Raw genomic sequence first — 22339 nt, 5'->3', positions numbered from 1 at the left:
TGCCATGGGTGAAGGATTCTGGCTCCGTGCGTTGAGAGAGGAGGGGGCAATGATTCATCGTGAATACCATCTCCGCGCACCCAGACAGACTCCGGGCTTTTTCACAGGGACGCCAGACGGAGTTTTCCAGGCAGGACATTGCAACGCTGTTCGAAGCCCATGCACGCGACACACCGGATGCCGTGGCATTGCGCTTCGAAGGGGGAACCCTCGGTTATGACACGCTCAACCGGCGGGCGAACCGGTTGGCGCGGCGGCTCCAGGCGCAAGGCGTGGGGTTGGATCAACCCGTGGGAATCCGCGTTGACCGCACGCCCGAGACAATCATCGGATTGCTGGGAATCCTGAAGGCAGGCGGTGCCTATCTGCCGTTGGATTCCAATCATCCGGTGGATCGTCTCAACGTGATGGTCGAAGAGGCCGGGCTGCGCGTGCTCGTGGGCCGGCGCGAGGACCTCCAGGGGCTGCGCTTCCAGGGGCACATCGTCGAGCCTTCCTCTCTGGACGAACCCATGGAGGAACGTGACGCCTGGAACGTCCGGGGCGGCGCGGGTCCCGACTCGCTGGCCTACGTGCTGTTCACGTCGGGCTCCACGGGCAGGCCCAAGGGTGTCTGCATTCCGCACCGGGGCGTGGCCCGGCTGGTGTTGGACGAAGGCTTCATGGGGTTCCGGTCCGATGACCGCGTCCTCCAGGCCGCTTCGTTCTCGTTCGACGCTTCGACCCTGGAGGTCTGGGGTGCGCTCCTGAACGGCGCCACGCTGTGCCTCATCTCGCAGGAGACGCTGCTGTCGCCTCCTCTCCTCGCGGAACGGCTCGAACGCGACGCGGTGTCGGTCGCGGTCCTGAGCACGTCGCTGTTCCATCAACTGGCCGCGGCCATCCCGGCTGCGTTCCGCCAGTTGCGCGTGTTGATGGTCGGTGGCGACGTGTTGGATCCGAAGTGGGTGGCGCATGTGATGACGCATGGGAAGCCCCAGCGCCTGCTCAACAGCTATGGCCCGACGGAGTGCACCACCTCCGCGACGGCGTATGAAATCCGTTCACGGCCCACGCCGGGGGAGTCCATCTCCATCGGGGGGCCGCTCGCGAACCTCCAGGTGTACGTGTTGGATGACGCGCTGGGGCTCCTGCCCATCGGTGACGTGGGAGAGCTGTACATCGGTGGGGAAGGGCTCGCGCGCGGTTACCTGGACCGTCCCGACCTGACGCAAGAGCGGTTCCTCCCCGACCCCTTCCGCGACGCTCCCGACGCGCGGCTGTACCGGACGGGGGACCGCGCGCGGTGGCTGGAGGACGGCACGCTGGAGTTCCTGGGGCGCGTGGACCACCAGGTGAAGATCCGGGGCGCCCGCGTCGAATTGGCGGAGCTCGAAAGCGCGCTGCGGGCTCACGGGCAGGTCGGTGACGCGGTGGTCCGGGTGCATGAGGTGTCACCTGGGGACAAGCGGCTGGTCGCCTATGTTTCACCGCGCGACGGTGCCTCCCCGGACGCGACGGAGCTCCTGGCGCACCTGCGCTCCCGACTGCCGGCCTTCATGGTGCCCCACGCGGTGAGCGTCCTGGACCGGCTGCCGCTCAACCCCAGTGGGAAGGTGGACCTCCAGCAGCTCCCGGCGCCGCACTTCGGCTCAGGGGACGGTGGTGCGCCGCGCGAGGGACTGGAGCGCGAGGTGGCGCGCGTCTGGGCGGAGGTGCTGGGCACGGAGCGAGCGGGCACCCAGGACCGCTTCCTGGATTCAGGAGGGGACTCGCTGCTGGCGATCCGCTTCATCGAACGGTTGGATCAAGCGGTGGCGGTCCGCCTGCCGGTGCGGGCGCTGTTCGAGAATCCGACCCTCGAAGCGCTGGCGCGGCGCGTGGAGTCCGCGAGGGGCGAAGCGCGTGGCGTGGACCTGCCTCCGGTCGTTCCCGTGGACCGGAGCGGGCCCCTGCCGCTGTCCGATGCCCAGCGGCAGCTCTGGCTGCTGCATCAAGTGGCGCCCCGGAGTGCCTTCTACAACGAGCCCTTCACGCTGTACCTGCCGGGCGACATCGAACCCGCCGCGCTGGAGCAGGCGTTCCAGTCGCTCATCGCCCGCCATGAGATCCTGCGCACCACCTTCGGATCCACGTCCCAAGGCCCCTTCCAGCGAGTGGAGTCCGGGACACCGTTCCGACTGCGGAGCGTGGACCTTCGTTCGCTCCCCGAAGGACTCCGTGGCGCGAAGGCCGCGCAACTGACCACGCAGGAGGCGCGCGAGCCCTTCGACCTGGAACACAGGCCGCTGGTGCGGGCGACGCTGATGCGATTGGGCCCTTCGGAGTGCCGCCTCGCGCTGGTCCTGCATCATCTGGTCGTGGATGGCTTCACGATGGCGGGGTTCCTCCAGGAGTTGCATCGGTTCTATCGGGCGGCCATCGACGGGAGGCCCGCGGCGTTGGAGCCCGTGCCGCTCCAGTACGGCGATGCCGCGGTGTGGCAGCAGGGCTCGCGCTATCAGGAGGCCATCGCGCCGCACCTCGCCTGGTGGACGCGGACGCTCGCGGGGGCTTCGCACCTGGAGCTTCCCACCCAGCGTCCCCGTCCTCCGGTGCAGGGCTTCCGGGGCGCGAAGCACGTCGTGCGCATTCCCCGGGAGCTACTGGAGGCCGTGAAGGCGTTGGGGCGCCGCGAGGACGCCACGCTCTTCATGACGATGCTGTCGGCGTTCGGCGCGTTGCTGCACCGCTACTCCGGCAGCGACGACTTCATCCTCGGTGGTGCCTTCTCGGGGCGCGGACGTGAGGAGCTGCGCTCCATCTCCGGACACTTCGTGAACCTGTTGCCGCTGCGGCTGCGGTTCTCCGAAGGGTTGAGCTTCCGGGCCCTGTTGGAGCAGGTGCGGCAGGTGTGCCTGGAGGCGCTCGAACATCAGGAGGCGCCGCTCCTGCGCATCGTGGAGGCGGTGAATCCGGTGCGCATCCCCGGTGCCAATCCGCTCCTCCAGGTGTCGTGCACCCTGGAGCCGCCCATCTCGGTGCCGGGCTCGGGGTGGCGGGTGGAACCGCACGACACCGACACAGGCACGTCGAAGCTGGACCTCTCCATCGAACTGGACGAGCGACCGGAGGGAATGTCCGTGCGGATGGAGTACGCGCTGGACCTGTTCGACCCCTGGATGATCACCCAGTTGGGCGAGCACTTCGTGACGCTGCTCCGCGAGGCCGTGCGCAATCCAGGGGTGTCCGTCTCCGCGCTGCCGCTGTTGTCGGAGCAGGAGAAGACGCGGCTCCTCGATTGGGCACAGGGCCCGGTGGAGGACGTGTCCACCGCTGGCTGTCTGCACCGCCCCTTCGAGGCCCAGGTCGAACGCACGCCCGATGCACCCGCCCTGGTCTTCCAGGGCCGCGTGATGAGCTACCGGACGCTGAACGCGGAGGCGAACCGGTTGGCCCACCACCTGCGCTCGCTGGGCATCGGACCTGGGGCGCTGGTGGGCCTGTGCCTTCAGCGCTCCTTCGAGATGATCATCGGCGTGCTGGGGACGCTGAAGGCGGGCGCGGCCTACGTGCCACTGGACCCCAGCTACCCCAAGGCCCGGCTGGAGTTCACGGCACGGGACGCGGGGCTGAAGCTCGTGCTCGCGCAGGAGGCGACGCGGTCGCTCGTGGCCGACACGGGAGGCCGGGTCCTCTGCCTGGAGGAGCTGCGCGAAGCGCTCGCCAGCGCCTCCGTGGAGAATCCCCGGGTGTCCGTCACGGGCGATGACCTGGCGTATGTCATCTACACCTCGGGTTCGACGGGACAGCCCAAGGGCGTGCTGCTCGCGCACAGGGGGGCGGTTCAGCTCTGCGAGACCGTGGCCTCACGCTTCGGCTTCGGGCCCGGGATCCGCGCGTTGCAGTTCACGCGCTTCGGGTTCGACTTCTCCGTCGCGGAGATCTTCCCCACGCTCTTCTCCGGCGCGACGCTGTACCTGCTCGCGCAGGCGGAGGTGATGCCCGGCGAGGAGCTGGCCGACTTCCTGGAGTCCCAGCGCATCCACATCGCGATGTTCACGCCCGCGGCGCTGAGCCCCATGGCCTGGCGGGCGCTCCCGGACCTGAAGGTGTTGGCGGTCGGCGGCGAAGAGGTGCCGGAGCAGCTCGTGGACACCTGGGCTCCGGGGCGGCGGTTCATCCAGGTGTACGGGCCCACGGAGACCACCGTCTTCACGACGGCCGGCGATTGCGTGGCGGGCGCGGGAAGGTCACCCATCGGCAAGCCGCTTCCGGGCTACGAGGTCTATCTGCTCGATGACGCCCTGGCGCCGGTGCCCGTGGGCGTCCGGGGCTCGCTCTACATTGGCGGGGTGGGGCTGGCGCGGGGCTACCTGCACCGCCCCGAACTCGATGCGGAGCGGTTCGTTCCCCATCCGTTCAGCACGGAGCCGGGAGCGCGGCTCTACCGCAGCGGTGATGTCGCAAGCCACCGTCCGGACGGCAGCATCGAGTTCCACGGGCGCTCCGACCGGCAGCTCAAGCTGCGCGGCTTCCGCATCGAACCCGGCGAGGTCGAGGCAGCGCTGCGCGAGCACCCCGACGTGCGGGATGCCGTGGTCGAACTCCGGCTGCTCGCGGGGGAGCGTCACCTCGTGGGCTACGTCGTCCCAAGGGATGCCGACGCGGCGGGGCGCCTCCAGTCGCGGGGCTTCAAGGAGACGCTGGGCCAGACGCTGCCGCCCCACATGATTCCCCGGGAGCTGGTGGTGCTGGAGTCGTTCCCACTGGGCGTCACCGGGAAGATCGACCGGAGTGCACTGCCGCCGCCCTCTTCGCGAACCCGCGAGCGCGACGTGGCTTCCGGAACGGCTGCGTCCACGGAGCGTGAGAAGGCGTTGGAGCGCATCTGGTGCCGGCTGCTCGGCGTGGAGCGGGTCGGCAGACAGGAAGGCTTCTTCGACGCGGGGGGAAACTCCCTGCTGCTCGCGCGGATGCAGTCGGCGCTCGAAGTGGAGCTGGGCATCCGCCTGAGCATGGCCAGGCTGTTCCAGTTCCCGACCATCGAGGCGCTGGCGCGGCACCTGGACGACGTGCCGGTGGAGCAGCCTTCGCGAACGCCTCACCGGGAGCGGAGTGCGCGCCCGGAGCATCCGGGGAGCATCGCCATCATCGGGCGGGCGGGCCGCTTCCCGGGGGCGCCGGATCTCGAAGCGCTCTGGTCGCTGCTGGTGGAAGGCCGTGAGGGCCTGTCCCGCTTCAGCCGGGAGGAGCTGCTGGCGGCGGGAGAGGATCCCAAGCTCGTGGAGCAGCCCGCCTACGTCCGCGCGTCGGGAATCCTGGAGGACGCCGAGTTCTTCGACGCTGGCTTCTTCGGCTACAGCACGCAGGACGCCCGGCTGATGGATCCGCAACTCCGCCTGTTCCTGGAGTGCGCCTGGGAAGCGCTGGAGTCCGCGGGCTACGACCCGAAGCGACTGTCCGAAAAGGCAGGCATCTTCGCGGGCGCGGGCGTGCCGCGTTACTGGCTGGAGCAGGTCGCGTCGCGCTACCGCACCCTGTCGGTGGCGTCTGAATCGTACCGGTCCATCCTGGGCAATCCGTGGCAGTTCCTCGCGACGACGACGGCGTATCAACTGGGCCTGCGCGGGCCCGCGCTCACGGTGCAGACCGCTTGCTCCACGTCCCTGGTGTCCATCCACCTGGCCTGTCAGAGCCTGCGCGCGGGCGAGTGCGAGCTGGCGCTGGCGGGAGGGGTCTCCCTCTTCGCCTCGGGCCCCGCCGGCTACCTCCACGAAGAGGGGAGCATCACGTCCCCGGACGGCCACTGCCGACCGTTCGATGCGCGGGCGCGCGGCACCGTGCCCTCCAGTGGCGTGGGGCTCGTGGTGTTGAAGCGCCTGGAGGACGCGCTGCGCGATGGCGACACCGTCCACGCCGTCATCCGGGGCTCGGCCATCAACAACGATGGAAACGGCAAGGTCGGCTTCACCGCGCCGGGCGTGGAGGGACAGCGCGACGTCATCGCGCGGGCGCACGAGGCCGCGGGAGTGGATCCGCGTCACATCACCTATGTCGAAGCCCACGGGACGGCGACGCCGCTGGGAGACCCGCTGGAGGTCCAGGCGCTGCGGCTGGCCTTCGGAGACCGCGAGGACACGGCGCCCGCCTGCGCGCTGGGTTCGCTCAAGAGCAACGTGGGGCACCTGGACTCGGCGGCCGGCGTGGCCGGACTCCTCAAGGTGACGCTGGCGCTGGAGCACCGCTTCATCCCTGGAACCGTCCACTTCGAACACAGCCCTCCGGACATGGCGCTGGAGCAAAGCCCCTTCGTGGTGAGCCGGGAGGGACACGCGTGGATGCTCCCCGAGGGGCGCCCACGCCTCGCGGGGGTGAGCGCGTTCGGCATTGGCGGGACGAACGCCCATGTGGTGCTCGAAGAGGCCCCGCCCGCGCCAGTGGCCACCGACGCGCCCGAAGGCGAGACGGTGCTGGTGCTGTCGGCCCGGAGCGAGGAGGCCCTGGACGCGGCGTCGCGGCTGCTCGCGAACCACTTGGAGCAGCATCCGACGCAATCACTCGCGGACGTCGCGTACACGTCGCGCGAAGGGCGGACCGCCTTCGAATACCGGCGCGTGGTCGTGAGTCGGGATCCGGCGGACGCCATCACGAAGCTCCGGCGGTCGGGGCCTTCTCGGCGCGCGCCTCGCCACGTGCCCGAAGTGGTCTTCCTGTTCCCCGGGACGGGGACGCAGGAGGTGGGCATGGGCGCGGCGTGGTACCGGCGCTCACCGGTGTACCGCGAGGCCCTGGATGAATGCCTCGAACGCTTCGGTCAGGACCTGGAGCGCGAATTGCGCGCCGTGCTGTTCGCGGAAGAAGCGGACCGGGCCCGCGCCGAGGAGGCCCTGCGCGCACCGTCGCTGGGCATGGCCGCCATCTTCTCCACGGAGTACGCGCTGGCGCGGCTGCTCCTCTCCTGGAACGTCCATCCCACGGCCCTCATGGGCCACAGCCTGGGCGAATACACCGCGGCATGTCTGTCCGGCGTCCTGTCGCTGGAGGAGGCCGTGGCCCTGGTCGAGCTGCGCGGTCGACTCTGTGATGCCCTGCCGCCCTCGGGAATGCTGGCCGTGCCGCTGTCGGAGAGCGTGCTGGCGCAGGAGCTTCCCGACGACCTGTCGCTGGCCGCGGTCAATGGTCCCGGCCAGTGCGTGGTGTCCGGGACGCAAGGAGCGCTGGAGTCCTTCGCGACGCTGCTGCTGTCGAAGGGCGTTCGCACGAAGCGACTGCCGCGCGCGAGCGGCTTCCACTCCGCGCTCGTGGAGCCGGCGATGGCGCCGCTCACGGCCCTGGCATCATCCATGAGTCCGAAGGCCCCGGGCATTCCCCTGGTCTCCAACGTCACGGGCACCTGGATGGACGCGGCCACCGCGCGAGACCCCTCCTATTGGGCCCGTCACCTGCGACACACGGTCCGCTTCTACCGGGGCCTGGACCTGCTCCTGGAACGCCGCGAGCAGCTCATCGTGGAGGTGGGGCCGGGGCGGATCCTCTCCACGCTGGCCCTGCTGCATCCGCAGGCGGGCTCGCACCGGCTCATCCTTCCCACGCTCGGTGTGCCCGAGGGCCGGCGCACCGCCCCGGAATCCGACGAGCAGTCGCTGCTGGGCGCGGTGGGCCACCTGTGGACCGCGGGCGTGCCGGTGGACTGGAGCGTGATGCGGGGCGGGGTGTCCCGGAGGCGCGTCCCACTGCCGACGTACCCCTTCGAGCGCAAGCGGTACTCGCTGGCGACGACGGAGCCGCGTCCTTCGGTGGAGCTGCCACCGACACCTGTCGTCGGGTCCCGGGGCCTCCAGCGGGAGGGCGTGCGGGCGAGGGTGGAGGCCATCTGGAAGGACCTGCTGGGCGAGGAGTCGCTGACGCCCGACAGCCACTTCTTCGAGCTGGGGGGAACCTCCCTCCTGGTCGTGCAGCTCAACCGCGAGCTCAAGGCGAAGCTGTCGGTGGGCCTGTCGCTGCATGCGGTGCTGGAGCATCCGACGCTGGGCGCGTTGACGCAGGCCATCCTCGCCGAGCTGGAGAAGACGGGACGGCCGTTCCGCAAGGAGGCCGCGTTGTTGATGCGGCTCCAGGAGGGGCGGCCCGGCCAGACGCCGCTCTTCTTCGTGCAGCCCGTCGGGGGAACGGTCTTCACGTACATGCCGCTGACGCGACGGCTGGGGCCCGCCCGGCCGGTGCATGCCTTCCGCGCCTCGGGACTGGAGCCCGGCGAGGTGCTCTATCGGGACGTGCCCGCGATGGCGCGACGGTACGTGGACGAGCTGCTGGTATCCCATCCGAAGGGGCCCTTCTGGCTGGGAGGCCATTCGTCGGGCGGCGTGATTGCCTACGAGATGGCGGCCGTCCTGCTGGAGCGGGGGCACGCGGTGTCGGGCGTCATCCAGATCGACACGGTGACGGTGGATGACTCGCGCAGGCTGGGCATTCGCAGCGTGGGGGACGTGCTCGAGTTGATCGACGCGTTCCGGGAAATCTCTCCGCGCGCGGCGGAGGGCTTGAAGACGGCCATGGAGCTCGACTTCCGGCTGCGCGACGTGGTGCTCGCCACCAACGAGGCCATCGCCGCGTACTCGCCCGGACGGCATCCCATTCCCCTGGTGTACCTGCGGGCCCTGGAGCGGGACACGGTCCTGGACGGCCACGCGGAGCAATGGTGGCGCGCGATGACGACGGCGGACTTCCAGTTCCACGAAGTGCCCGGCAACCACTTCAGCGTCATGGAGGCCCCCTTCGTGAGGCAGGTGGCCCGGCTCATCGAGGACTGCCTGACGGCGGGGAAGGGAGCACGGCGTGATGACGACAACGTGGGTTGAGCGTCCGAAGGAGCCGGGGAGCTGGAAGGCCGAACTGGGACAGCGCTTCACCGCGTTCGTGGACGCCTACGAACGCGGCAGCTTGGACGCGCTGCGGGAGCTGTTCTGGCACGACGACGACATCGTGGTCGTGGGCACCCATTCCAACCTGCACTTCGTCGGCTGGGCCCAGGTCGAGCACTCCTTCCGCACCCAGTTCGGAAGCCTGAGCGGCATCCGGGTGACGCTGCGCTCCGAACAGCTCTGGCACGGCGGGGCGCCGCCCTCCACGATGGCGTGCCTCACGCTGCCCGCGATGGACATCGCCCTGGTGGCGGGCGGCCGTCCCGTCACCTTCGAGGGCATCCGCGTGGCCTGCGCCTTCGAGCGCCGGGGCACGGAGTGGCGGATGGTCCAGATGCACTGGTCGCTTCCGCGCACGGAGGTGCTGGTGGACCACAAGTATCGGTAGTCAGGGCGGCAGGGGCGAACGGCGCGGCGTGCCCAGCAGCTCCAGGGTGCGCACCGCCACATCCGTCAACGTGGAGGAGCACGGCATGCAGCCTCCACCGCAGCACGAAGGCCACTCGCCTTCCGGATCGCGCAGCAGCGGGTACACGCAGCCGCGCAGGGACTCTGGCAGGCCGGCGTCCTCGCAGGCCTGGCGAAGCGCGGTCTGCACGGTGGCGTCCTTCACATCCACATCGTCCCTGCTTCCTGAAGCGCGGGCCCCTCGCCCTGGCTCCAGGTTTCGGGGTCAGGGATTTTCTCTAACCGGGACGCTCAGGGGTGGGCAAGGTCGTTCGCCGGAGCCCTGCTCGGGACGAGCGTGTCGGTCGGGCGCGCGCTTCTCGGAGGGCCTGCTGCGTCGTCCGCCGCTGCCCATCAGGATGTCCACCCACCGGTTGCTGATGCCGAAGTTGCGGTCCGGCGTCGCGAAGTGGTGCGCCATGTGGTGCGCGCGCAGCTCCTTGCCCCATTTCGTGCGCGGCGTGTGGTGGTGCGTGGCCCAGTGGATGGTGTCGTAGGTCATGTAGCCCCAGACGATGCCGATGAAGTACGGAAGCGTCTGCGCCGGGTGGCCCACCAGCCACAGCAGCCCGCCGATGAGGAGGGCCAGCGGGATGCTCGCACTGGGCGGCATCACCAGACGCCGGGCATCGTCCGGGTACTTGTGGTGATAGCCGTGTGCAATCTCATGCACCCGCCGGGTGATGGGGCCGTTGCCCTCCCAATGGAAGAAGAACCGGTGGATGCAGTACTCCATCGCGATCCACGTCAGCAGGCCGAGCGGCACGAACAGCACGCTCGTCCCCACCGTTGTCCTTCCCGTGGACAGGCCCCACCCGAAGAGGCCCAGCGTGAACGGGCCGTAGAGGAGGACCGGCACCGCGGGATGGACCTTCGAGCAAGCTTCGAGAAAGTCGTTCTCGAACATGCGGGTGGACTGATTCCGGAAGTACGCGCGTCCCATGACACCCTGAGTCTTGGGATGAGAACCGCCGGATGCCTCTGGCCGTTTGTCTGTCTGAAGTGTCGCCTTGCACAAAGCTGCGCTCCGCCGCCCAGGTGCTGGGGCTCCGCGACGGCGGGCCCTCAGCGCGGCCCACGCCCATCCCCGAGCCCGGCTGCTGGCAGGATGTGCCCGTGTCCACCGCCTCACTGACCGCCTCCGCGCTGTTCCTCGCGGGCCTCGCTGCTTCCTGCACCGGGCCCCTTCGAACCACCCCCGCCCCCGGGGACGATGCCACCGTGCGGCTGATGGATGCCGCGCGAGCACACGCCCAGGCCCAGGGTTCCAGCCAGAGGCCTGTCTGCTCCCCGTCCGTCGCGCTGCTGACGCCGTCCGCGACGTCAGGACGGGGCATCGACCTGGAGCGCCTCCGCGCGGCCGGGCATCCCGTCGTGGTCTGGACCGTGAACGACCTGCCCACGATGCGGGCCCTGCTCCAGCGAGGCGTGGACGGAATCATCAGCGACCGGCCGGACCTGCTCGCCCAGGCGGTGCGCGACTTCGACGCCAACGCGGATGGCACACCCGGCGACCTGCTGGATGCGGACGGCCTCATCGACCCGAAGCGCTTCGATGCGCAGGGGCACCGGGGCGCACGGGGCCTGCGTCCAGAGAACACGCTGCCCGCCTTCGAGGCCGCGCTCGACCACCGCATGACCACACTGGAGCTGGACACCGTGCTCACGGCGGACGGCGTGCCCGTGCTCTCCCACGACCCGGACCTGTCCCCGAAGAAGTGCCGCCGCGCGGACGGAAGCCCACTCTCCGCCCCGGTCCCCATCGCCTCCCTGCCCGTCGCCCGACTCCAGTCCGACTTCGTCTGCGACCGGCTCCTGGAGGACCGTCCCGAACAGGCGAACGACCGCACCCTGTCTCCCGAAGCCGTCGCGTTCGCCGCCCGCACGGGCCTTCCGGACGCCTACACAGTGCCCACCCTGCGCCAGGTGTTCGCCTTCGCTGAAACACAGTCAGACGCCGAGCACACCGCCCGCGACCCGCTCCGCGCCCGGAACGCGAAGCGGGTGCGTTTCAACGTGGAACTCAAACGGACCTCCGCGAAGCGAGACATTCCCCCGACACACGGAGACGCGGTCGCCCAGGCCATCCTGTCCTCCGGATTCACCGCCCGCGCGGACGTGCAGTCCTTCGATGTGGGAGCTCTCCGCACCATGCACACCCACCACCCCGAGCTGCGCACCGTCTACCTCTTGGAGCACCTACCAACAGGGTCGGACCTGAAGGTGGCCTCCGAGTAGGAGAGCCCCCATCCGCCCCCAGGATTCGGGAAGGTAGTCAGGGCCCGAATCACCTTGCGCGAAATCGTTAGGGGCCTTACTAGATGCTTCGCTTTGGCTCCCACACCCCCCAAGAACGCGACCCCGATGAAGCTCGTGCCTCGGTACGAGCGGTTGCAGCGGCTGGTCCACCGCTTCCCCACGTTGGACCCGAGCGCCATCGAGACGTGCGTCACGATGCTGCGTCTGTCCAATGAGCTGACGGGGGCCTACGAAGCGCACTTCTCGCGGCATGGCTTGTCGCAGGGGCGCTTCGTGGTGCTGGTGCAGCTGTTCCTGGCGGAGGACGGGGGGGAAACCCTGAGCCCCGCGGATCTCGCGGAGCTGTCCTCGTGCAGCCGGGCCACGATGACGGGGCTGCTGGACACGCTGGAGAAGGACGGCCTCGTCTCCCGCGTGGACCACCCCGAGGACCGGCGCATGTACTCGGTGCACCTCACCGAGCGCGGCCGCGACCTCATGCAGGGCATGTTGCCCGACCACTACCGCCGTACCGCCGCGCTCATGGCCCACCTGAGCCACGACGAGCGGGACACCCTGCGCGCCCTCTTGGCCAAGGTGTCCGCCGGCGTCCCCGCCCTGCGCGATCCCTGATCCGCCTTTCGACCCCTTTCATCATCCGATTCGAGCAACAACCATGACGACCCGCACCGCCGCCCCCCTGGACGCCGTTCCCGCCGAAGCCCCCGTCGCCCCGCAGCCCGCGAAGCGCTCCCGCGCGAAGCAGGTGCTGCCCCTCCTCGTGGGCGTGGCGGTGCTGGGCGGGGGCGCGCGCTTCCTCCTCACCCACGGCCACGAATCCACCGACGACGCCCAGGTGGAAGGCCGCATCGCCAACGTGTCGCCGCGCGTGTCGGGGCAGGTGGCCCGCGTGCTGGTGAATGACAACCAGTCGGTGAAGGCCGGCGACGTGGTGGTGGTGCTGGACCACGCGGACCTGGACGCCCGGCTGGAGGTGGCCCGCGCGGACGTGATGAGCGCGGAGGCCCAGCTCACCAACGCCCAGGCCCAGCTCACCCTCACGGAGACCAACGCGGGCGCCACCCTGCGGCAGGCCCGCGCGGGCGTCACCCAGGCCTCCAGCGGCATCAGCTCCTCCAAGGCGGCGCTCGACCAGTCCCGCGCGGACGTGGCGTCCTCGGAGGCGCGCTTCAGGCTGGCGGAGACGGACCTGGGCCGCGTGAAGCAGCTGCGCGAGCAGGGCGCGCTGTCGCAGTCCGACCTGGACACGCGTCAGGCTGCGTTCGACCAGGCCAAGGCGGCCCTGGACCAGTCGCGCGCGCGGCTTGTGTCCACGGAGGCGGGCATCACCAGCTCGTCCGGTGGCCTGGAGGCCGCGCAGGGCAAGCTGACCGCCGCGGAGACGGGCCCCGTGCAGGTGCAGTCCGCGAACGCCGCGCTCAGGCTCGCGGAGGCCCGCCTCAAGCAGACGCGCGCCGCGCTGACGCTGGCGGAGCTGAACGTGTCCTACGCCCAGGTGCGCGCCCCGGTGGACGGGGTGGTGAGCCGCCGCACGGTGGAGGTGGGGCAGATGGTGGGCCCGGAGCGTCCGCTGATGGCCGTCGTGCCGCAGAACGACCTCTGGGTGGTGGCCAACTTCAAGGAGGACCAGGTCGGTGAGATGCGCGCGGGCCAGCCGGTGGACGTGAAGGTGGACGCCTTCGGTGGCCACGCCTTCCGCGGCCACGTGGACAGCCTCGCGGGCGCCAGCGGTGCGCGCTTCGCCCTGCTGCCCCCGGACAACGCGTCCGGCAACTTCGTGAAGGTGGTGCAGCGCATCCCGGTCCTCATCCGCTTCGACGGGGACTTGAAGGCGCTGCCCATCAAGCCGGGCATGAGCGCCTACGTGACGGTGGCCACCGGCGCGCAGCCGGAGCCCCACAAGACGGCGGCGGTGGACGTCCGGAAGGCGGAGTAGCCCGTGGACGCGCGTCGCGACGTCATCCAGGGCTCCAAGGCGGGCATCACCATCGCGGCCATGGCGGCGGCGCTGATGTCCGTGCTGGACATCTCCATCGTCAACGTGGCGCTGAGCGACATCCGCGCGAGCTTCGGCACGCCGTTGGATCAGATCGCCTGGGTGTCCACCGGCTACATGATGGCCAACGTGGTGGTCATCCCGATGACGGGCTGGCTCCAGCGCCGGTTCGGCTTCCGCAAGTACTTCACCTTCTCCATCCTGCTCTTCACCCTGGCCAGCGTGCTGTGCGGCCTGTCGTGGAACCTCCCGTCGCTCGTCGCCTTCCGCATCCTCCAGGGCATGGGCGGCGGCGCCATCATCCCCACCTCGCAGGCCATCCTCTTCGCCCGCTACCCGCGCGAGGAGCACGGCATGGCGGGCGCGCTCTTCGGCCTGGGCGCTGTGACGGGGCCTCTCCTGGGGCCCACCGTGGGCGGGCTGCTCATCAACGCGGCGAGCTGGCACTGGATCTTCCTCATCAACGTGCCGGTGGGCCTCTTCGCCGCGTACATGGCGTGGCGCTCCATCGACCAGCCCCACTTCGAGCGCTCCACGGAGAAGGTGGACAAGAACGGCATCGCGCTCCTGGCGGTGGGCATGGCCTGCCTCCAGTACGTGCTGGAGGAGGGCAACCGCGAGGACTGGTTCGACAGCAAGCTCATCACGCTGCTGGCAGTCATCGCCGGCATCGCGCTCATCACCTTCGTCATCCACGAACTGGAGACACCCAGTCCGGTGGTGGACCTGAGGGTGTTCGCCAACCGCTCGTATACCGCGGCCACGGGGGTGAACTTCCTCGTGGGGACCGCGCTGTTCTCCGGCTCGTTCCTGTTCAGCCTCTTCTGCGGTTCGGTGATGCACTACGAGGCGTTGGACATCGGCCTCATCTTCCTCAAGGGCAGCGCCATCCAGATCCTGCTGATGCCGCTCATCGGCAAGTTCGGCGGGAAGGTGGACGGACGCTTCCTGGTGGCCCTGGGCGTCATCGGCATGAGCGCGTCGCTGTGGACCAACGGCCACCTCACCACCCGGGTGGACGAAATCACGCTGATTACGCCGGTGTTCATCCGCGCCTGCTCCATGGGCTTCATCTTCGTGCCGCTGTCGGTGATGGCGCTCAGCAACCTGCGTCCGGAGCAGCGCGGCAACGCGGCGGGTCTCTTCAACCTGACGCGTGAGCTGGGCGGCTCCATTGGCACCGCGTGGATGAGCAGCGCGCTCAGCCGCACCACCAAGGCCCACTTCACCGCCATCACGTCGCACGTGGACGCGTACGGTCAGGTGGCCCAGGAACAGTTCGCCCAGCTCAAGGGCGCCATGGCCGCGAAGGGCGTGTTGGACCCGACGGGCGCGGCGATGGGGCTGCTCGGACAGCGCGTCAACGCGCAGGCGCTGGTGCGGGCCTTCAACGCGAACTTCCTCATCCTCGCCGTCATCTTCGCCTGCGCCCTCATCCTGGTCGGCATGCTCCAGAAGCCGGACCCCACGGTGAAGGTGGAAGGCGCGCACTGACGGCGCTGGCGGCCGGCCGGAAATGAAGACGCGCGGACCCGGGTGCATTCGGGTCCGCGCGTTTCTACGTCAGGGGATGCGCGGGACGACTACCGGCGCCACTTCTGCGCGCTAGAGCCGTTGCACTCCCAGAGCTGCAGGGGGGTGCCGCTGGCGGAGTTGCCGCCCGACACGTCCACGCACTTGTTGGCCTGGGGGTTCACCAGGTCACCAGCGCCGGAGAGGATGAACTGCTGCGCCGCGTTGCCGGAGCAGGTGACCAGCTGGATGGCCGCGCCGTTGTCGCGCGAGCCCCAGGCCACGTCCATGCACTTGCCGAAGGCGCGCACGGTGCCGTCCGACATGAAGGTCCACTTCTGCGCGTTGGTGCCGTTGCAGTCCCACAGCTGCAGGCGGGTGCCGTCGGTCGTGTTGGAGTTCGGCACGTCGATGCACTTGTTCGCCAGGCCGATGAGGGGGCTGCCCGTGCCGCCGCCGCTGCCCGTGGTGGTGAGCGACAGGCCGTACGCGCCCAGGATGGGGTTGAGCGGCTGGAAGAAGGTGGTGCCGCCGGTGGAGCAGTTGCCGGAGCCGCCGGACGTCACGCCCTGCGCCTGGTTGCCGGACAGCCACGAGCCGCCAGAGTCACCGCCCTCCGCGCACGCGTTCGTCTGGGTGAGGCCGTACACGAGGCCCGCCGAGTAGCTGACCGTGACGTTCTTCGCCTGGATGACGCCACAGCGCCAGCCGGTGGTGGAGCCCGAGCGACAGATGGACGCGTTGAGGCCCGCCTCCTGCGCCCCGTACACCAGCACGTTGCCGCCCGCGTAGTTGTTCACCCACGGCTGCGAACCCCAGGAGCCGTTGGTGCGCACCCAGGCGAAGTCGTTGCCGGGCCAGTTGGCCGACACCACCGTGCCCTGGGCCACGCCGTTGAAGCCGCTGGTGCCCGTGCCCGCGCCGCCGCAGTGGCCGGCCGTCACGAAGCCGCCCGCCACCGGGAAGCCGATGGAGCAGCGCGCGTTGCCCGGGTAGTACGCGTCACCGCCGCGCGTGTCGTACAGGGGCTTGAACTCCTCGCGCGAAGGCACCACGCGCACCGCGTCGCTCTTCACGCCCGCCTTCGCCAGGAAGTCCGTGCCGCCCGTCAGCGCGGAGTCCTGCGCCAGCACCACCACGCTGTTGGTGATGACGTCCACGTACCACGCATGCACCGTGCGGCCGGCCGACGTGCCCGCGCGATCCAGCTCCGCCTTCACCTGCTCCAGCGCCGCCTGCGTGTGCTTGACCTTCTGGGCCACCGCGCCCGCGCGCCGCACCAGGGCCGCGTCCGCGTCCGTGGTGACGCCGACCACCAGCTGGCTGCCGTCCGCGTTCATCCACGCGCCGCCAAAGCGCTCACCCAGCTCCGTGCGCAGCGAGCCTTCCACCCGCACCGCCGCCGCTTCCGCCGCCAGCCGACGGCGCGCGCCCTCCGCCGTGAGGCCCAGGTCCCGCTGCATCGCGGAGAGCAGCTCCGGCGACGCGTCCAGCGCGAACGCCGTGTCCTGCTGGGACGAAGCCGCCAGCGCCACGGACGGGATGACACCCAGGGTCGCGCCTGCGAACAGCACCGTCGCGGTGGAGAACAGACCGAAGCTCCGCTTCATCGGGTCCTGCCTTTCGTGCTGCGGGGGAGGCGCGCAGGCAAACCCGATTGAGCCCTGGAGGTCAATCAATTCAAGGAATAGTAAAAATCTCTGACATATTTGTGTCATCGAAGAAAGTAAGAGAAACGAAAATGGCCCGGCGCGCCATGAGGGCGCACCGGGCCAGGGACTTGCTTCGATATCAGGGGAAAGTCAGCGCTTCGACGCGTTGCTCCGCACGCGGGCGGGGGCTCGGCGACGGCGCAGCGTGGCGGCGCCCAGCATCAGGAGGGCGGCGGCGAAGGGCAGGGTGCCGGAGGTGCCGGACGCGCTGCAGCCACCCGCCACGGGCTCACCGAGGGACGAGTCCCCGGGCAGGCCATTGGGGTTGTTGGAGATGGGCGTGGTGGTGCCCGTGGGCGCCTGGCCGCCGATGTTGGGCAGCGTGACGACGGGCGCCTCGGGCGTGGGCGTCACGGGGACTTCCGCCACGGGGGGCATGGTGGGGTCTTCGGTCGGGATGGTGGTGTCGTCCGGCACGGGCGCGGGCGCGGGCTCCACGGGCACCGGAGCGGGCGCGGGGGGCATCACGTCCTCCAGGGCGGAGGCCATCGTGAAACCGTCGTGGTAGATGGTGCCTTCGGGCTTGATGGCGTCATCGCGGTACAGGCCCATCTTCAGGTAGTTCAGCTCCTTGCCGAACTGGTTGGCCCCGTAGGTCTTCGGCAGGGCCAGCTTGCCGTTGTGGTACAGCTCCACGAAGCCGACCTTCTTGTCGGACGACCACTTCACGTGCAGCACGAAGTCGTGCCAGTTGCCCTGGTCCAGCGTCGTCTGCCAGAGCACGGGCGTGGTGTTGCCGCCCACGCGCAGGTTGATCTTGTCCCCGCGCACGAAGAACTCCAGCGGCGGTGAGCCGCAGCAGCTCTCCTGGTGCCACTGGGTGATGACCTGCCAGGAGTCATGGACGGGGTAGTTCTTCGGAAACAGGGTGCTCCACTTGTAGAAGTACTCCTTCCCCTGCGTCTCGTGGGTCAGGTACAGCAGCTCGTTGCGATTGCCGCTGGCGTTGATGGGATCATCGCCCTGCTTCACGACGGCCTTGAGGGCGTACTTCCCATCGCGCACCATGTCCGTCACGACCTGCAGACGGCTGGAGGCAACGGTCTGGCTCCGGGTCCATTGAGACGTGTTGCCGGTCTCGAAGTCGCCCTTCCAGAGGATGCCAGCGGATGCGAGGGCGGGCATGAGGGAGGCCGCGGCGACGAGTCGAAGGAGTTGCTTCAAACAGGGGTCCTTTCGGTCCGGGTTGGGCGGAGGGGACACGTGGCGCGCGAAACTCCTTCCCGCGCGTCCCCGCCTGCCAAGCCCCTGTCGTCCGTGGGCTCCCTGGGCCGCCTGCCGGGGTGAGAGGGACACAGGGCCCTGCCGCCCGTCACTTCCCCAGGCATGCCGAAGCGCGTGATTCCGGGAGGATGCGGGCGCTCAAACCTTCTGACGCCAGCAGCCATGCAGGCGGGCCCCCGAGCGTCATCCCCCCAACAACCTGACGGCCCGGCGTTCCGTCCCTCACTCGCGTCAGCGGTGGGAAGACCGGTCTTTTTCAAGATCGGCGGACATGTCCGTCTATTGATTCGTGGGGATCGAAAAACATCCGGCGTGCATGAATTTCCAGCGGCTTGCTGCCCACCGCGTCATGGGACGCCCGGCGGGTGGGGGCGGAGGCGGGTCGGCGTTCGTCGGAGGTTGGTGTAGAACGGGCAGCAGGGGCGGCGGCACGGGGGAGGCGCCCGAGGGGACCGCATGGTGAAGCCGGCGAAGAAGATGCTCTGGGCGCTGGCGTTGGCCCTCCCATTGATGGCGGCCGGAGTCGCGGCCCTGAAGCCCGCGGCGACCCCGCTGCCCGTCACCGACAATTTCTGGGTGGAGCGCAGGGCGGCGGCCCGCATCGAGTCCCGGCTCACGCACGCGGAAGCGGACCGTTACCGCTCACGCGCGCCCGCCGGAGGCTGTCCCGTGCCGGCCGAGCCGATGCCCCTGGGCCCGCTCGCTCGCATGGAGGCCCGGGAGGACTGGAGCGGCATCGCGTCCGCGTACGCGCTGGAAGCGGAGTGGAACCAGGCGGCCTCCTTCCTGGAGCGCATGCCGGCCTCTCCGGAGCGCGACAGCGACCTGGGCGCGGTGGCGCTCGCGCGCGGCGACTTCGAACGGGCGCTGCGGCTGCTGGATGGCGCGCTCGCGGCGAAGCCGAACCTGCCGCAGGCGCTGTGGAACCGCGCGCTGGTGTTCCGGGAGATGGGCCTGACGCTGCGCGCGTCGGAGCTCTTTGAACAGGTGGCGAAGCTGGGCGAGCAGGGCTGGAGCCGCGAGGCCCATGCCCAGGCGCTGTCCCTGCGTGAGAGCACGCTGGAGCGCCAGCGTCAGTGGAAGGCGGCGCGCGAGGCGACGCTGGCCCTGGTGGAGGACGCGAACGCGCCGCTGCCGCTGGACGCCGCCCGCCAGCTTCCGGGCACGGTGCGCGGCGTCTTCTATGACGTGGTGCGCACCGCGGCATCCAAGGAGCGCGCGCTGGCGCTGATGCCGCTGGCGAAGGAGTTGGATCGGTTGCAGGGCGGCAGCACGCTCGCGGACTACGTGCAGCGTGTGTCGAAGCGCGACTTCACCCGTCGCGGGGAGCTGGCGCGGCAGTACGCGGCGGCGATGCGCCCGGGCGGCACGGTGCCCGACGGCTTCCTGGACAAGGCGCGCCTGCCCGGTGACGAAGACCTCTACATGGGGGCCATCCTCCGCACGCGCAACGGCACGATGAAGAACCTGAAGGACGTGCTGGAGCGCATCAAGCGCCTGGACGACCCATGGTTCACGTACCAGGCGGAGCGCGACCAGGCCTACAAGGAGGTCGCGGACGGCGCGTGGTGGAAGGGCGAGCAGCGGCTCTTCTCCGCGCTCCAGCACTGCCGCGAGGGCACGTTGACGGTGCGCTGCCTGGAGCTGGAGCGACGGCTGGCGGTCTTCTACTACGACATGCAGCGCGTGACGGAAGCGGAGCAGCACGCGCGCATGCTGTGGGCGGGGGCCCGGCAGCTTCGCGAATGGGACCTGGAGTTCAATGCGCTGGAGTCGCTCTCCCAGGTGGCGCGCTCCCGCAACGACCTGGGCAGCGCCCGCGCCTATCTGGAGGAATGGATGGCGCGCGGCCCCACGCGAAACTGCGCGTGGCCCCACGTTCAGTTGGCGCACTTGCACTACCTGGACCTGCGGCCGGCGGACGCGCGGCGCGAGCTGGACATCGCCGCCGCCTGCGCCGACAACCGCATGGAGCTGGTGTTCGGCGCCACGCTCGCGGAGCTGACGCGCTCCGGCTCCGGTCCCCACGACGCGGATTGGTTGTCCCGCGTCACCTCCAACGCCGTGTCGGGCCTGGCGGTGCTGGGCGGCGAGCGCGCCTATGCGCACTATCTGGAGGGCCGCTTCTTCCTGGATCAGGACCGGACCCGGGGCGAGGCGCTCTTGAAGACCACCATCTCGGAAGCGGATGCGCTGCCGCGCGGGGATGCGCTGGCGCGCGAGTCCTGGGCGCTCAGCCATTCGTCGCTCGCGGTGGACGCGGGCCGCGCGGGCGAGTTCCCCAAGGTGGTGGCGTTGATGGCCGGGCAGCTGGGCACGCCCGTGCCTACACGGTGCGCGCTGGCCGCCAGCGTCCACGCCGAGCGCGCCGTGCTGGTGGCGCTGGGCCCGCAGGGCGATGTGAAGGGACACTACGACGCCGCTCGCAAGGAGCCCTTCGCGCGGGCGGATTCCTCGCGGCTGGTGCCGGAGGCCCTGCGCAAGACGCTCTCCGGCTGCGACCGGGTGGACGTGCTCGCGTGGGCCCCCGTCTTCGGCCGCACCGACCTGCTGCCGGTGGACATCGCGTGGAGCTTCCGCCTGGGCCGCGCCCAGGGGCCGCGTCCCACGCCGGGCGCCAGTGCTTCGCGCCGTCTGGTGGTGGCCGGAGTGGAGGCCCCATCGCTGTTGCAGCTGCCGCGGCTTCCCGCGTGGACGCCGGACGCGGAGCCAGGGGCCGCGCCGCCGGACGTGCTGTCCGGTTCGGACGCCACTCCCTCGCGCGTGCTGGCCCGCATGGCGGACGCCACGGAGATTGAAATCCACGCGCACGGCATCACCGACCCCAGCATCTCCGGCGCGTCGCTGGTGGTGTTGTCGCCGGAGGTGAACGGCCGCTACGCGCTCACCGCGGACGTGGTGCGCGAGCAGCGGCTCACCGGCTCGCCCACCGTGTTCCTGGCCGCGTGCAGCGCGGGCCGCACCACGGCCCTGCAGAGCACGGAGCCCTTCAGCCTGCCGGCGGCCTTCATCGACTCCGGCGCCCGCGCGGTGCTGGCCTCCACGGTGGACATCCCGGACGCGGCGGGGCGCTTCTTCGACGGCGTTCGTCGCCGCATCCACGCGGGGACGCCCGCCGCCGTCGCGCTGCGCGACGAGCGTCAGGCGTGGCTGGCCCGCGATGCGCGCGCCGCGTGGACGCGCTCCGTGCTGCTGGTGGAAAAGGCGGACTGACCGCCGCGACTAGAAGGGGGCGTCCAGGTGCGTGTTGCCGCCGGGGATGAGGAAGTGGTGGAAGGTGACGCTGGCGCTCACGTCCAGCGCCTTCACCCAGTGCCACCAGCCCACGGGCAGGAACACCATGTCCCCGGGCTCCAGCACCGTCTCCAGCACGGAGGCCTGCGCGAACAGCGGGTGCGCCGTCAGGTCCGGCCTGCCCGCGTCCACATGGCTGAAGGTGCCCCGGTGCGGGTAGACGCGGTGGCGCTCGAAGGATGGCACCAGCTTCACGTGCTTGCGGCCCATCACCTGGCACAACAGGATGTTCATGTTGTCGTGGTGCAGCGGGGTGACGGTGCCCGCGGGCCCCAACAGCATCGTCATCATGTCCGCCTGCAACGACGGGTCGATGAGCCCTCCGGGCGCGCGCAGATCCTCGCGCAGTGGAGAGAGCCCCTCGTGCCGCCAGTTATCGTTGCGCGGCACCATGTAGTAGTCGTTCGTCTCCTTCCCGGACTCCACCATGGAGAGGAAGTCCGCGAAGGGCATCCGCGTGCGGTGCCGCTCATGCTGGGCCGCGTGCTCCGGGTTCGCGTCGCGCCCCATCATCACCTCCACCTCCACCGGCCCGAAGTGTTCGCGGAAGTAGCCCAGCGACCACTTCTGGAGCGCCGGCCAGTCCTTCATCAGCCCGCGCAGCACCACCGGCCGGTGGCCGAAGTAGTAGCGGTGGAAGAACTCCTCCGGCGCCAGGTGCTCGCGCACCTCCAACTGGCGGCCCCCGTCCTGGGAGCGCAGCTCGCTGTAGACGTCCATCAGCGACTCCAGCCACCCGAAGTGCCGGGCCACCTGGAGACACGCCTGGAAGTAGGGGTGCTTTCGCACCGCCTCCATCTCCTCGTGGGCCAGCGCCGGATCCACGCCCGCACCCACCAGGACCTGTCGCACTTCTTCCGGCCCTACCCCCAGGGCCATATTCTCCGCCAGCCATTGACGCCACTCCGGACGCAACAGGGACTTGTCCTCGCTCATTCGGAACTCCTTGAAATTCTTGAAGGATTGGCCCGAAGGGGGCCCCTCCTGCCAGTGCTCCAGGGCGTGCTATGGAC

12 protein-coding genes are annotated in these 22339 nt (G+C 69.9%); 7 read left to right on the top strand and 5 right to left on the bottom strand.

The window, feature by feature from the left end; genetic code table 11:
- The first annotated feature begins 59 nt into the window (after window positions 1–59).
- Window positions 60–8819, top strand: a complete 8760-nt coding sequence (locus OV208_RS24235) for a non-ribosomal peptide synthetase/type I polyketide synthase (protein WP_267576252.1) — start codon at window positions 60–62, stop codon at window positions 8817–8819.
- Window positions 8800–9270: a nuclear transport factor 2 family protein gene (locus OV208_RS24230; protein ID WP_267576456.1), complete on the top strand. Its 471-nt coding sequence runs from the start codon at window positions 8800–8802 to the stop codon at window positions 9268–9270. The genes OV208_RS24235 and OV208_RS24230 overlap by 20 nt, the downstream gene beginning before the upstream one ends.
- Here the strand turns inward: OV208_RS24230 and OV208_RS24225 are convergent, their stop codons facing one another.
- Both OV208_RS24225 and OV208_RS24220 read right to left on the bottom strand, forming a co-directional pair.
- Complete coding sequence (locus tag OV208_RS24225; RefSeq protein ID WP_267576251.1) at window positions 9271–9501, bottom strand: hypothetical protein; 231 nt, start codon at window positions 9499–9501, stop codon at window positions 9271–9273.
- Between the two features lie 54 nt (window positions 9502–9555).
- Complete coding sequence (locus OV208_RS24220; RefSeq protein WP_267576250.1) at window positions 9556–10272, bottom strand: sterol desaturase family protein; 717 nt, start codon at window positions 10270–10272, stop codon at window positions 9556–9558.
- A gap of 173 nt (window positions 10273–10445) precedes the next feature.
- Here OV208_RS24220 and OV208_RS24215 point away from each other — a divergent pair, with 173 nt between their 5' ends.
- From OV208_RS24215 to OV208_RS24200, 4 genes are all read left to right on the top strand, one after another.
- Window positions 10446–11567 (top strand): glycerophosphodiester phosphodiesterase family protein, encoded by a 1122-nt coding sequence (locus OV208_RS24215; RefSeq protein WP_267576249.1) that lies wholly within the window; start codon window positions 10446–10448, stop codon window positions 11565–11567.
- A 126-nt stretch (window positions 11568–11693) separates the two neighbouring features.
- Window positions 11694–12200: a MarR family winged helix-turn-helix transcriptional regulator gene (locus OV208_RS24210; RefSeq protein WP_267576248.1), complete on the top strand. Its 507-nt coding sequence runs from the start codon at window positions 11694–11696 to the stop codon at window positions 12198–12200.
- 43 nt (window positions 12201–12243) lie between these two features.
- On the top strand, window positions 12244–13524 hold the full coding sequence (locus OV208_RS24205; RefSeq protein WP_267576247.1) for an HlyD family secretion protein: 1281 nt from the start codon (window positions 12244–12246) through the stop codon (window positions 13522–13524).
- Between the two features lie 3 nt (window positions 13525–13527).
- The gene (locus OV208_RS24200; protein ID WP_267576246.1) at window positions 13528–15078 is read left to right on the top strand and encodes a DHA2 family efflux MFS transporter permease subunit; all 1551 of its coding nucleotides are present in this window, start codon (window positions 13528–13530) and stop codon (window positions 15076–15078) included.
- 89 nt (window positions 15079–15167) lie between these two features.
- On the opposite strand, the gene OV208_RS24195 is transcribed toward OV208_RS24200, so the two are convergent.
- Both OV208_RS24195 and OV208_RS24190 read right to left on the bottom strand, forming a co-directional pair.
- Entirely contained in the window at window positions 15168–16706 is a 1539-nt protein-coding gene (locus tag OV208_RS24195; protein ID WP_267576245.1) for a ricin-type beta-trefoil lectin domain protein, read from the bottom strand.
- A gap of 192 nt (window positions 16707–16898) precedes the next feature.
- On the bottom strand, window positions 16899–17972 hold the full coding sequence (locus OV208_RS24190; protein WP_267576244.1) for a polysaccharide lyase: 1074 nt from the start codon (window positions 17970–17972) through the stop codon (window positions 16899–16901).
- 516 nt (window positions 17973–18488) lie between these two features.
- Between OV208_RS24190 and OV208_RS24185 the strand changes: the two genes are divergently transcribed.
- The gene (locus tag OV208_RS24185; RefSeq protein ID WP_267576243.1) at window positions 18489–21245 is read left to right on the top strand and encodes a CHAT domain-containing protein; all 2757 of its coding nucleotides are present in this window, start codon (window positions 18489–18491) and stop codon (window positions 21243–21245) included.
- A gap of 9 nt (window positions 21246–21254) precedes the next feature.
- On the opposite strand, the gene OV208_RS24180 is transcribed toward OV208_RS24185, so the two are convergent.
- Window positions 21255–22262, bottom strand: a complete 1008-nt coding sequence (locus OV208_RS24180) for a cupin-like domain-containing protein (RefSeq protein WP_267576242.1) — start codon at window positions 22260–22262, stop codon at window positions 21255–21257.
- Window positions 22263–22339: the final 77 nt, after the last annotated feature.

The organism is Corallococcus sp. bb12-1 (assembly GCF_026626765.1).
Taxonomy (GTDB): domain Bacteria; phylum Myxococcota; class Myxococcia; order Myxococcales; family Myxococcaceae; genus Corallococcus; species Corallococcus terminator.
The sequence above is the reverse complement of the archived record's forward strand: the minus strand, read 5'-3'. Positions and strand labels throughout refer to the sequence as shown.